The sequence below is a fragment of the Paenibacillus sp. FSL H8-0548 genome, assembly GCF_038630985.1.
Taxonomy (GTDB): domain Bacteria; phylum Bacillota; class Bacilli; order Paenibacillales; family Paenibacillaceae; genus Pristimantibacillus.
On the sequence record NZ_CP152049.1, the window covers coordinates 3199727 to 3212592 of the forward strand.

The 12866-nt window shown below is 46.9% G+C and carries 10 protein-coding genes; all 10 read left to right on the plus strand.

The genetic code is table 11. The features are described 5' to 3' along the window. Positions 1-278: 278 nt before the first annotated feature. Positions 279-854: a bifunctional pyr operon transcriptional regulator/uracil phosphoribosyltransferase PyrR gene (pyrR, locus tag MHI37_RS13210; RefSeq protein WP_076339213.1), complete on the plus strand. Its 576-nt coding sequence runs from the start codon at positions 279-281 to the stop codon at positions 852-854. Continuing rightward, a complete protein-coding gene (locus MHI37_RS13215) occupies positions 851-1750 on the plus strand; it encodes an aspartate carbamoyltransferase catalytic subunit (protein WP_076339212.1) in 900 nt (299 codons plus the stop codon). The genes pyrR and MHI37_RS13215 overlap by 4 nt, the downstream gene beginning before the upstream one ends. A 46-nt stretch (positions 1751-1796) precedes the next feature. Continuing rightward, positions 1797-3083 carry a dihydroorotase gene (locus MHI37_RS13220; RefSeq protein ID WP_076339211.1) on the plus strand — a complete coding sequence of 429 codons (1287 nt, stop codon included), beginning with the start codon at positions 1797-1799 and terminating at the stop codon, positions 3081-3083. A 61-nt stretch (positions 3084-3144) separates the two neighbouring features. Next, positions 3145-4290, plus strand: a complete 1146-nt coding sequence (carA, locus tag MHI37_RS13225) for a glutamine-hydrolyzing carbamoyl-phosphate synthase small subunit (protein ID WP_076339210.1) — start codon at positions 3145-3147, stop codon at positions 4288-4290. Next, entirely contained in the window at positions 4277-7501 is a 3225-nt protein-coding gene (carB, locus tag MHI37_RS13230) for a carbamoyl-phosphate synthase large subunit (protein ID WP_076339209.1), read from the plus strand. Before carA ends, carB begins: the two co-directional genes overlap by 14 nt. Before the next feature lie 131 nt (positions 7502-7632). After that, positions 7633-8370, plus strand: coding sequence for an orotidine-5'-phosphate decarboxylase (pyrF, locus tag MHI37_RS13235; RefSeq protein ID WP_076339208.1), 738 nt, complete (start codon positions 7633-7635; stop codon positions 8368-8370). Further along, a complete protein-coding gene (pyrE, locus tag MHI37_RS13240; protein ID WP_076339207.1) occupies positions 8363-9010 on the plus strand; it encodes an orotate phosphoribosyltransferase in 648 nt (215 codons plus the stop codon). The genes pyrF and pyrE overlap by 8 nt, the downstream gene beginning before the upstream one ends. Before the next feature lie 178 nt (positions 9011-9188). Next, positions 9189-10916 (plus strand): HAMP domain-containing methyl-accepting chemotaxis protein, encoded by a 1728-nt coding sequence (locus MHI37_RS13245; protein ID WP_076339206.1) that lies wholly within the window; start codon positions 9189-9191, stop codon positions 10914-10916. Between the two features lie 177 nt (positions 10917-11093). After that, a complete protein-coding gene (locus MHI37_RS13250; protein ID WP_076339205.1) occupies positions 11094-11825 on the plus strand; it encodes an ABC transporter ATP-binding protein in 732 nt (243 codons plus the stop codon). Beyond that, on the plus strand, positions 11797-12864 hold the full coding sequence (locus tag MHI37_RS13255) for an efflux RND transporter periplasmic adaptor subunit (protein WP_076339204.1): 1068 nt from the start codon (positions 11797-11799) through the stop codon (positions 12862-12864). Before MHI37_RS13250 ends, MHI37_RS13255 begins: the two co-directional genes overlap by 29 nt. Positions 12865-12866 lie beyond the last annotated feature (2 nt).

Genomic DNA, 12866 nt, shown 5'->3' on the forward strand with positions numbered 1-12866 from the left:
TATTCGTTTTTACTTGACATGTTTTGTCGAACGTGGGATAATTTCTATGATATATAGCAGTACCTTTAACTCAGTCCCGAGAGGCTGGCAAGGTAGCGTGAATAATTGGTTCAGCGAAGAGAAGAATAGGACAGCCTAATAAGCAGCTTTCTGTGACGGAAGCGGCCTAGGCATGTCCCTATCCCTTCATGGCCAATCACAAGCTCCTTGCGATTTTTGCAAGGAGCTTTTTTTATCGCAACCTTACATTTAGGCGATTATGGAGGGAGACAGCGGAAATGACGGAAGAAGAGCATTTGGTCATCATGGATGAAACGGCAATTCGCCGGGCATTAACGCGAATTGCTCATGAAATCGTGGAGAAGAACAAGGGCATCGATAATTGTATTATTGTAGGGATTCGCACTCGCGGGATATATCTCGCTCGGCGAATTGCAGAAAGAATCGGGGAAATCGAAGGCAAGCCAGTGACCGTTAGCGAGCTGGATATTACACATTACCGCGATGATCGCAAGTCGGTCATTTCTGCGGATGTAGAAATAGCAGCGGCTATAGGGAATACGGATGGTGTCCCTTTCACGGTCGAGGACAAACGAATTATATTGTTCGATGACGTGCTTTACACAGGACGTACCATACGAGCGGCGATGGATGCACTTATGGATTGCGGGCGTCCGCAATCGATACAGCTCGCAGTGCTGGTGGATAGAGGACATCGAGAACTGCCGATTAGGCCTGATTTTGTCGGTAAAAACGTGCCTTCCTCAAAGCAGGAGCAAATCGAAGTGGCTCTAACTGAAATTGACCAAATCGATCAAGTCACGATAATTAATCAAAGGGGGCAAGCCGGATGACGGTGACACAGCTCAAACAACGGAGTTTGCTCGGATTAAAGGAGCTTGATAAGGAAGAGATTCAATCTATTCTTGATCGAGCGGCTTATTGGGAACAGCAAGACTCAAAGGTTCATACGACAATGCAAGGGAAATTTGCAGCTAATATGTTTTTTGAGAATAGTACAAGAACTCGATTTTCATTCGAGGTTGCTGAGAAACGTCTCGGTACAGAGGTACTGAATTTCTCATCTGCGGTATCGAGCGTGCAAAAGGGCGAGTCGATCTATGATACAGTTCGCACACTAGAATCAATGGGGATCGATGTGGGCATCATTCGATTAAAGCCAATTGGGGTGCTTGCCGAACTGGCAACAAAAATTAAGGTTCCTTTGATTAACGCTGGTGATGGAAATAATGAGCATCCGACTCAAGCGCTGCTGGATATGTATACGATGCAGAAACATTTTGGGCATCTTAAAGGTTTGACGGTTTCGATCATAGGCGATGTGCTTCACAGCCGCGTTGCAAGATCGAATCTGTGGGCGCTGCAAAAGTTTGGGGTGAACGTAAACTTCTGCTCACCGCCGAATATGCAGGCTGCTGAGCTCGATGTGAATTATGTTTCTATAGATGAAGCTTTAAAATCAGATGTGGTGATGATGCTTCGGGTACAGCTTGAGCGTCACGAAAGCGGCATGCTCAGCTCTGCTGAAATCTACCGTGAGCAATACGGATTAACGGTGGAACGGGCAAGCAGGCTAGCCAAACATGCGATTATTATGCATCCTGCGCCGATTAATCGGAATGTAGAAATTGACGATGAGCTTGTTGAGCATTCGCAATCACGCATTTTCCCTCAAATGGAGAATGGTGTTCCGATTCGGATGGCCGTCATTGAACGGGCTCTAAGCTAACCATAAAAGCAGCAGAGATCGAACCAATTCGGAAGGGGATTACACAATGTCTTTATGGATTATGAACGGTAGCGTATGGAACGAAGCTTCTGGTGCTCTAGAGAGCAAGCATATACAAATAACAAACGGTAAAATTGATGCAGTTATAGACGGAGGACAAACACCAGACACAGGCAGCTCAGAGGTTATTGATGCACAAGGCAAGCTGGTATCTCCAGGCTTTATCGATATGCATGTCCATTTGCGGGACCCGGGCTTCGAGTACAAGGAAGATATTGCAACAGGTACTCGCTCAGCTGCTAAGGGCGGTTTCACAACGATTGCTTGTATGCCTAACACGCGTCCGGTAACCGATACTGCTGAAACCGTGAGCTATATTAAAAATAAAGCCGAGCAGGTGGGTATCGTTAAGGTATTGCCTTACGCATCTATTACCAAAAACGAGCTTGGCCGAGAGTTGACGGATTTTGCTTCACTTAAGGAAGCCGGAGCCATTGGTTTCACAGATGACGGCGTCGGTGTACAGAACGCGCAAATGATGAAGAACGCGATGGCGCTAGCGCAATCGATGGATATGCCGATTATCGCTCACTGTGAGGATGACACTTTGGTGGAAGGCGCTTGGGCATCGGAAGGCGAGTTCTCCCGCAAGCATGGCTTGAAAGCCATTCCGAATGAATCGGAAGCCATTCATGTCGGAAGAGATGTGCTGCTAGCGGAAGCGACCGGCGTTCATTATCATGTATGCCATGTCAGCACGGAGCAGTCGGTTCGCTTGATCCGTTTGGCTAAGCAAATCGGAGTACGTGTAACTGCTGAGGTTTGCCCGCATCATCTGATCTTGTCCGATGAGGATATTCCGGGCCTTGAGGATGCGAATTGGAAAATGAATCCTCCGCTTCGCACGCCGCGCGATGTTAAAGCGGTTATCGAGGCATTAGAGGATGGAACGATTGATATGGTCGTTACCGATCATGCTCCGCACAGCGCTGAAGAGAAGGCGCGCGGTGTACTGCTTTCACCATTTGGCATCGTAGGATTCGAAACAGCTTTCCCGCTCTTGTACACAAAATTTGTGCAAACGGGCAAGTGGACACTTGGTTTCCTATTACAGCGCATGACTGCTGATCCAGCTCGCGTGTTCCGTCTGCCGACAGGGCGCTTGGAGCAAGGTGCGCCAGCAGATATAACGATCGTGGATCTAAACAGCGAGCGTTCCGTTGATCCAAGCACATTCGCTTCGAAAAGCAATAATACGCCATTTGGCGGTTGGAAGCTTAGCGGCTGGCCTGTGACAACGATTGTAGACGGCGCGGTTGTGTGGTCAGAATAATCATTTTATCAACATACTTAAGCCAATATATGGGTTAATCAACACCTGAGGAGTGATACGGATGCAAGCAAGATTATTGTTGGAAGACGGTACGTTGTTTACGGGCCTTTCGTTCGGTGCAGAAGCACAAATGATGGGAGAGGTTGTATTTAATACAGGGATTACAGGTTATCAAGAGGTACTGTCCGATCCGTCCTACTGTGGGCAAATCGTGACGATGACCTATCCGCTAATCGGAAACTATGGTATTACTCGTGATGATTTTGAAGCTATGCGTCCCTTTATTCACGGATTTGTAGTACGTCGTCATGAAGAAGTGCCAAGCAACTGGCGTGCACAATATTCACTAGGCCAGCTTTTGAAGGAATATGGCATTCCGGGCATTAGCGAAATTGATACTCGTATGCTTACGCGTAAGCTGCGTAATTACGGAACGATGAAGGGCCTTATTACAACAGGCAACGAGCGTGTTGAAGAGCTTGCTGAGCGCCTCAATATTTCTCAGCTCATGACAGATCAAGTTGCACGTACATCGACATCACATGTATTCTCAAGCCCTGGTCAAGGCGAGCGTATCGTATTGGTAGACTTTGGTGCGAAAAGCGGGATTTTGCGCGAGCTTACGAAACGCGGCTGCGATGTCGTTGTAGTTCCTCACAATACAACAGCAGATGAAATTCGTCGCCTAGCTCCAGATGGCATTCAATTGTCTAATGGCCCTGGGGATCCGAAGGATGTACCATACGCTGTGAAAATGATTTCTGAGCTGCTTGGTGAATATCCAATCTTCGGCATTTGCTTAGGTCATCAGCTGTTCGCACTTGCTTGTGGAGCAGAGACAACAAAGCTGAAATTCGGACATCGCGGTGGAAATCACCCGGTTAAAGAGCTCTCAACGAATCGCTGCTACATTACTTCACAAAATCACGGCTATACCGTGCTTGATGATTCTATAGGCAGCACTAACCTAGAGATTACTCATATCAATAACAATGACCGTACGATTGAAGGCTTAAAGCATAAAACATTCCCAGCTTTCTCGGTTCAATATCACCCAGAGGCGGCACCGGGACCTTATGATTCCAGCTACTTGTTCGATGAATTCCTGCAAATGATCCGTACGCACAAGCAAAATAACCCACAAAAACCTCGTCAAGCAGTGTTATCGGAGACGTTGAAAGGAGAGCTTCAGTATGCCCAAAAATAATGAACTCAAAAAAATTCTCGTGATCGGTTCTGGCCCAATTGTCATCGGACAAGCGGCAGAATTCGACTATGCAGGTACTCAAGCTTGCCAGGCACTCAAGGAAGAGGGCTACGAGGTTGTTCTTATAAACAGTAACCCGGCAACGATTATGACGGATACAAATATGGCTGATAAAGTATATATCGAGCCGATTACATTAGATTTCGTTTCACAAATTATACGCCAGGAGCGTCCGGATGGACTTCTTCCGACGCTAGGCGGACAGACCGGCCTTAACATGGCTGTTGAGCTAGCACGTGCAGGCGTTCTTGAACGCGAAAACGTTAAGCTGCTAGGAACTCAGCTGACAGCTATCGAGAAAGCAGAGGATCGCGATTTGTTCCGTGACCTTATGCGCGAATTGGAGCAGCCGGTACCCGATAGTGACATCGTTACGACTGTTGAAGCTGCGATCAGCTTTGCCAATACGATTGGCTATCCGATCATCGTTCGTCCTGCATACACGCTGGGCGGTACAGGCGGCGGTATTTGTGCGGACGAGGAAGAGCTTCGCGAGACCGTTGCTTCCGGTATTCGTTACAGCCCGATCAGCCAGTGCTTGATCGAGAAATCGATCGCAGGCATGAAGGAAGTAGAATATGAAGTAATGCGTGATGCGAACGATAACTGTATCGTGGTCTGCAACATGGAAAACTTTGATCCGGTTGGCGTTCATACAGGCGACAGCATCGTAGTAGCACCTAGCCAAACCTTGTCTGATCGTGAATACCAAATGCTTCGTTCGGCATCTTTGAAAATCATTCGCGCTTTGAACATTGAAGGCGGCTGTAACGTACAGTTCGCGCTAGATCCACAAAGCTATCAATATTATGTTATTGAAGTAAATCCGCGGGTTAGCCGTTCATCGGCGCTTGCTTCTAAAGCAACGGGCTATCCGATTGCGAAAATGGCAGCAAAAATTGCGATTGGCTACACTTTGGACGAGCTTGTTAATCCAGTTACTGGACAAACGTATGCTTGCTTTGAGCCAACACTTGACTATATCGTATCGAAAATTCCACGCTGGCCTTTTGACAAGTTCGTTAACGCGAACCGTAAGCTAGGCACGCAAATGAAAGCAACAGGCGAAGTTATGGCGATTGGCCGTACTTTCGAGGAATCGATTCATAAGGCGGTTCGCTCGCTCGAAATCGGCGCACACCGCATTCATTTGAAGGAAGCATCTTCATTGGAGGATGCCGTGCTTCGCTCGCGCCTTGAGAAGCCGGACGATGAGCGTATGTTCCTCGTAGCGGAGGCTTTCCGCCGCGGTTACAAGCTGCAAGATATTCAAGACCTTACAAATATCGATTGGTGGTTCCTTGACAAGATCCAGTCGATCGTAGCGTTCGAGGATCGTATGCGCAGTGAGTCAACGCTGTCTGCACAAACGCTATATGAAGCAAAACGCAAAGGCTTCTCTGATCGCTCGATCGCAGAGGTTCGGAACGAAGGTTTTCCAAATGGAAGTCATACAACTGAAGAAGATGTGCGTGCACTTCGCGTGCAGCTTAACTTAAAGCCAGTTTACAAAATGGTCGATACATGTGCTGCTGAATTCGAAGCGTCAACACCTTATTACTACTCAACTTATGAAGTGGAAAACGAAGTTATCCAAACAGACAAGCAAAAGGTGCTTGTTCTTGGATCAGGTCCAATTCGAATCGGCCAAGGTATCGAATTCGATTACTCTACTGTCCATGCGGTATGGGCAATCCAGAAAGCTGGCTATGAAGCGGTTATCATTAATAACAATCCAGAGACGGTATCGACAGACTTCAGCACATCCGACAGATTGTACTTTGAGCCATTGTTCTTCGAGGATGTAATGAACGTTATCGAGCAAGAAAATCCGATTGGCGTTATCGTACAATTCGGTGGTCAAACAGCCATTAATCTTGCAGCACCACTATCCAAAGCGGGCATTCGTATTCTAGGCTCCAGCCTAGAGAGCATCGATGCTGCGGAAGATCGCAAGAAGTTCGAAGCTTTGCTTCGCAGCTTGAATGTTCCACAGCCTGACGGGAAGACCGTTACTACGGTAGATGATGCGGTTGTAACTGCTCAAAGTCTTGGTTATCCGGTACTTGTTCGTCCTTCTTATGTTCTTGGCGGCCGTGCTATGGAGATCGTATACTCCGATGAAGATCTGCTTAGCTACATGGAGGTTGCTGTGAAAATCAACCCAGAGCATCCGGTGCTTATTGACCGTTATATGCTTGGTAAAGAAGCAGAGGTAGACGCGATTTGTGATGGTGAAACTGTGCTTATCCCTGGAATCATGGAGCATGTTGAGCGTGCAGGTGTTCACTCCGGTGACTCCATCGCGGTATATCCGCCACAGTCGCTCTCCGATGATATTAAAAAGCAAATCGTCGACATTACGATCAGTGTATCCAAAGCGTTGAATGTCATTGGTCTAGTAAATATCCAATTCGTCATCCATCAAGAGAAGGTATATGTCATCGAGGTTAATCCGCGTTCGTCACGTACTGTACCATTCTTGAGCAAAGTAACAAACATTCCTATGGCGAATCTTGCTACTCAAGCGATTCTTGGAACGAAGCTTGCTGATCTCGGTTATGTAGATGGCTTATGGCCTGAGGATGAATACGTATCGGTTAAAGTACCTGTATTCTCCTTCGCTAAGCTTCGCCGCGTTGACCCGACATTGACTCCGGAGATGAAATCGACGGGTGAAGTCATGGGCCGCGATGTACAGTATGCTAAAGCTCTCTATAAAGGCCTCATCGGCGCAGGAATGAAAATTCCAACCTCGGGTGCCATTATTGCAACTGTAGCGGATAAGGACAAGGAAGAGGCTACAGAATTGCTGCGCGGCTTCTTTAACCTCGGCTACAAAATTATTGCAACAGGCGGAACGGCAAAAGCGCTTGAAGAAGCAGGCTTGATCGTTACGACTGTGAATAAGCTAAGCGAAGGCTCACCGAATATTCTAGATCTTGTTCGTGAAGGAGAAGCGCAGTTTGTTGTCAATACGTTGACAAAAGGCAAAGCGCCTGAGCGTGATGGATTCCGGATTCGTCGTGAAGCTGTTGAGAACGGTGTTGTATGTATGACATCGCTGGACACTGTACGCGCATTGCTAGTGATGCTCGAAACGTTGAACTTCTCATCACGCTCTATGCCGGTATTGCTTCAAAAGAAATAAGCTGATACAAGCTTAAAAGTACGGCCAGCGTTACTTGCTCCCCTAATCTTTTCATTAATGAAGAGATTAGGGTGGAGCAAACGTATGGCCGTTTATTATGCAAATGAACAGAGAAAAAGGAGCGATTTCGAATGAAGTTGACAAACGAGCAAGCAGCAGGGCGAATTATGGTTGCGCTTGATTATCCGGATGCAGGAGCAGCCGAGCGTTTAATTGCCGAGCTGGAGGGCATTCCTTGTTATTTGAAGGTGGGAATGCAGCTGTTCTACGCCGCAGGTCCTTCATTTGTGCAGAGCTTAAAAGAGCGAGGCTATTACGTTTTTCTCGATGTTAAAATGCATGATATTCCGAACACAGTTAAAGGTGGAGCAAGCAGCGTGACGAAGCTTGGTGTGGACATGTTTAATGTTCATGCCGCAGGCGGCAGCGACATGCTTGAGGCTGCACTCGAAGGGGTAGACATTGCGCTTAGCGGGAGTGGGCTTCGTAAACCAACCGTCATTGCTGTTACCCACTTGACGAGCACGAGCCAATCGATGCTGAATGAGCAAATTGGGATCGAAGGCTCAGTAGAGGCTGCCGTACTGCGCTATGCGGAGCTTACGAAAAAAGCCGGTCTTGATGGCGTAGTGGCCTCACCCTCCGAGGTTGAGGCCATTAAGGCGCTGTGCGGTGCGTCGTTCAAAACAGTAACACCAGGCATTCGCCCTGCGGGAGCGGCTCTAAATGATCAATCTCGTATTATGACGCCAAGCGAGGCGCTGCGTCAAGGCACTGATTATATGGTCATCGGCCGTCCGATAACGGCAGCAGCTAGTCCACGCAGTGCGCTTGAATCCATTATTGAGGAGATGACTAACCATGAGTAAACTATCATTAGCAGAACTGCCTAACCAAATTGCAAAGAGCTTGCTTGAAATCGAAGCTGTTGCATTACGCCCAAATGAGCCATTCACATGGACATCTGGCATCATTTCACCAATCTACTGCGATAATCGTCTTACGATGACTTATCCGGCTATTCGTGAAATGGTTGCTGAAGGCTTTGCGGCAATTATTCGCGATCGTTATCCGGATGCCGAGGTTATTGCCGGCACCTCCACAGCAGGAATTCCTCATGCAGCGTGGGTTGCGCAGAAGCTTAATCTGCCCATGGCATATATTCGCGATAAAGCGAAAGGCCACGGCAAGCAAAACCAGATCGAAGGGCGTGTATTGCCTGGTCAGAAGGTTGTTGTCATCGAGGATTTAATCTCAACTGGCGGCAGCTCACTGAAAGCAGCGCTAGCGGTTCGGGAGGCTGGCGCAGAGGTGTTGTCAGTACTAGCAATCTTCACCTATGAATTCGCTTCAGCGATCCAATCATTTGAAGCCGAGCATGTGCCTCTTGCAACCTTGTCTAACTACAGTGCGTTAATTGAATCCGCACTAGAGCTTGGAAAAATCGCTCCAGAAGACGTAGCAGCACTGAAAGCCTGGAGAGAAGATCCACAATCATTCGGTAAATAATCTGAATTCTTTTTTTCCTGAAAGGTGTGCTCTCTTTATTACGAGAACACGCCTTTTTTGTTTGAAGGAATCGTGTATTCGATATAAAAAATTTTTTTTGAAATCCTCTTCTCAAATTAATTAATTTTCCCGATATAAGATGTAGAAGTATTTCCAAGAATTGAAAGGCGGTTTATTAATGAAATTATCTTTACGAGTGAGGCTGGCATTGCTAGCACTTATTCCACTCTTCTTTTATGCGGTGAGCGGCTTTTATTTGCTCGGACAGCAGAGAAGTGTTTTCACAGAAATGAAAGAAGAAATTTATGAGACGACTAATCAAGTCGACAAGCTGGTTCTAAATGCGGATCGCGATATGTATCAGGCGTATCAGGCTTATTTGAAGATTGAGTCAGGAACGCTTGATCAGCCCGAGGCTGATGCAGCACGGGAAGAACTAGCAGAGAATATTAAACAGGTAGAGGAACGTATCGGAGAAGCTCAGAAGATTTTGTACGAAAATGATCTTCAGCACTTGGCAGCTGGTGAGTCCAAGCGCAGCATTGATCAGATTTTAATCGAATTCAAGGCTAATTTTAATTTTTGGACAGCGGCAGCGGTTAAAGCAGCGGCTAATAATTCCGATAATTTCAAAAACAAACAAATCGATAATAGCTTTCAAACGAGCCGGTCTGGCATTGATGAGATTGGGCAAAGCATAGACATTTATGCGCAGGAGAAAATTGCGAGTATAGCCGATGATTTGGACGACAGTCAGCTATTTACAAATGTGTCTGTAGGCGTGGTGACGCTTATACTGCTTATCTCTTGTTACTATATTGTTCGTCAAATTATGAGGACAATTAAAAGTGTGGTCTTCAAAACGGAACGAGTGGCGCAAGGTGATTTGAGCATACCTCCTGATCAGAGGTACAGTAAGGACGAGCTGGGCAGTATTGCACGGTCTGTTGATCATATGATAGATGCGATGAAGCGACTAATTAGCGGGATCGCAGAGAATGCGGAGGAAGTTACTAAGTCGACGCATCAGCTTACAACAGCTTCGAAGGAATCCGCAGCAGCTGCTGAGCATGTGGCTCTTAATATTCAAGAGGTAGCCAACGGCTCGGAAGTGCAGGCAAGAGGTGCTGAGGAAACGTCTAGAGCGATTGGTGAAATGACGATTGGTATTCAGCGGATCGCTGAGAATACAGCTTCCATAGCTGATAAATCTACGTCAACCGCTGAGCAGGCGGATCTTGGCCATGAAGCGCTGCTGCGTCTTGTTTCTCAAATGGACGAGATTACTAAGGTTATAGGCAAGCTGTCTGCTACAATCTTAACGCTGGAGCATCGTTCGCGGGAGATAGGGACAATTGCTGACAACATTACGAGCTTCTCCAACCAAACGAATATTTTGTCGCTTAATGCATCGATTGAAGCTGCACGTGCAGGTGAGCATGGCAAAGGATTTGCTGTGGTCGCAGGAGAAATTCGAAAGCTTGCGGCAGGCTCGCTCGCTTCCGCGGATGGGATACACCAGCTTGTTGACGTAACTCGCAGTGAAATTGATGGAGCTGCGGGTTACATGACCCAAACGATGGAAGAGATGGAGAAAGGCGCTGAGCGAGTAAGCGAGGTTCGACAAAACTTAGATGTAATTGTCGCTTCGATTATCCAAATGAGTGAACAGATTCATGAGAACTCAGCAATTACCGAGCAAATGTCCGCAAGCTCAGAGCAGGTTAGTGCTTCTATGGAGCAAACCGCTTCGACGGCTTCAGTTAATCTGGAGAAGACGGAGAGCGTTGCAGCCGCAACAGAGGAACAGCTTGCGCTTATGGACAATATTTCGTCAGCTGCTGCGCATTTGGATGAAATTGTTCGTGAGCTTGATGATGCGATTGCTCAGTTCAAAGTGAAATAAAAGGTTGCAGCTGCGGCTTTTAGCGTTATGCATATGCATTCGCTAAAGGCCTCTTTTTTATAAACTGAGTGGTTTTGAAAAGATGTTTTATTTTGACGTAACTTTTTAATCATATCCTGCGTCTATCATGTAAGATGAGAATTATGAAGGTAGGTTGAGGAGGAATCAGAAGCACAAATGGCCATTTTGCAAGGAGATGAAGAGTCAACAGAAGTAAACCTTGAATCGGCTGAAGAAAGCCGCAATCTACTTACCGTTACCGATCTAGTACGTACATTTAAAGTTGGTGGTACGCCACTGCATGTATTGAAAGGTATACGAATGGAGCTCAAGGAGCGTCAATTAGTCATGCTAAGAGGAAGGTCAGGCTCTGGCAAGACAACGCTTCTGAACTGTTTGGGCGGGCTGGATACACCTAGCAATGGAGAAATTTTATTTAACGGTTTGCCGTTTCACAGCATGAGCGATGATCAAAGAACATTAGTTAGACGGAAGCATATGGGGTTCATTTTCCAAGCTTTTGCGCTTATGCCGCTGTTGTCGGCGAGAGAAAATGTTGAGCTCTCGTTGCGTATGGCTGGAATTCCACGAGCCCAGTGGAAGGATAGAGTTCTGCAATGTCTAGAGCTGGTAGGCTTGGAGCGACGTATGAATCATCGTCCTTTCGAGCTGTCAGGGGGAGAGCAGCAGCGTGTCGCCATTGCCAAGGCAATCGCACATAAGCCGATGCTCCTTCTGGCTGATGAGCCTACAGCGGAGCTTGATTCAGGAATGTCGGCTCAAATTATGGCGGTTTTCCAAAATATTATTCGCACTGAACAAGTTACAATTTGTATGACTACACATGATCCTACGATTTTGGAGGTTGCCGACCGTGTCTATGAAATGGTGGACGGAAAGTTTATTTAAAAATACTATGGTTGCTGTTATGAGTGTTTCATTATTGTTTGCAAGCGGGTGCTCTCTGCTCCCAGCAGAGGAAGAAGAAGAGGTATTGCCTGAAATAGCGCCGCCTCAAATCGCTAAGAAGCCGGAGTATGAGGTGACGACCGCGACGCTTGAGACAAAAGTACAGGTTATTGGAAAGCTGATCTCCTTGGAAGAAGAAACATTGTTTTTCACATTGGACGGCAAGCATTTGAAGCAGCTGTATGTGAAAGCAGGAGAGACAGTAAAGGCAGGGCAAGTGATCGGAGAGCTGGATGTTGATGATTTGGCCAAAGCGTTAAGGATGGATAAGCTTGCATTTAAAAAAGAGGAAATTGCAATGAAAGAGACGCTTCGTGCGCGCGACGAAATGGACCCGATTGAATTCGAAGAAAAATCGATTGCTTTCGAGGAGCGCAAGCAGGCGCTGGTTGATAAGGAAGCGGAAATTGCCAAAGCGACTTTGACAGCCCCGTTTGGCGGGACGATTGTTACGCTTAATGTACAGAAAGGCGATTTAATTAAAGCGTATGCACCCATTGCTATTGTAGCCGATACGAGTAAAATTACGGCGGCTGCGAAGCTAACCAAAACAGAGCTTGAGAAGATTGCTGTAGGCTTAGAGGTATCAGCTAATATTAGTAATGTAGGGACCTTTAAAGGGAAGGTGAAGCTTCTCCCAGTCAAAGCAGAGGACCAAACTGGCAACGGAGGAGGCGGTGGCAATTCTGGTGAAGTGAAGCCGGAGAGGCCAGAGGATTTCATGATCGTTGATCTTACGGATTTGCCTAAAAACTTGAATAGAGGCACACCGCTCTCCATTAACATCATTACGAAGCGCACGGTAAACGCCATTGTTATTCCTCCTTCCACGCTTCGTTCAATCGGGTCTCGTACTTATGTGCAGGTGATTGATGCGGATGGCAAGCGTGAGGTAGACGTAGAGGTCGGCCAACAAACGGCGACCCAGATTGAAATATTGCAAGGCTTGACGCCGGGGCAGAAAGTTGTAGGTAGATAGCC

Coding starts and splice junctions, on each gene's coding strand:
- carA (WP_076339210.1), top strand. CDS start 3,145: ATGCAAGCAAGATTATTGTTGGAAGACGGTACGTTGTTTACGGGCCTT.
- MHI37_RS13250 (WP_076339205.1), top strand. CDS start 11,094: ATGGCCATTTTGCAAGGAGATGAAGAGTCAACAGAAGTAAACCTTGAA.
- MHI37_RS13255 (WP_076339204.1), top strand. CDS start 11,797: ATGAAATGGTGGACGGAAAGTTTATTTAAAAATACTATGGTTGCTGTT.
- MHI37_RS13215 (WP_076339212.1), top strand. CDS start 851: ATGACGGTGACACAGCTCAAACAACGGAGTTTGCTCGGATTAAAGGAG.
- MHI37_RS13245 (WP_076339206.1), top strand. CDS start 9,189: ATGAAATTATCTTTACGAGTGAGGCTGGCATTGCTAGCACTTATTCCA.
- carB (WP_076339209.1), top strand. CDS start 4,277: ATGCCCAAAAATAATGAACTCAAAAAAATTCTCGTGATCGGTTCTGGC.
- pyrE (WP_076339207.1), top strand. CDS start 8,363: ATGAGTAAACTATCATTAGCAGAACTGCCTAACCAAATTGCAAAGAGC.
- MHI37_RS13220 (WP_076339211.1), top strand. CDS start 1,797: ATGTCTTTATGGATTATGAACGGTAGCGTATGGAACGAAGCTTCTGGT.
- pyrR (WP_076339213.1), top strand. CDS start 279: ATGACGGAAGAAGAGCATTTGGTCATCATGGATGAAACGGCAATTCGC.
- pyrF (WP_076339208.1), top strand. CDS start 7,633: ATGAAGTTGACAAACGAGCAAGCAGCAGGGCGAATTATGGTTGCGCTT.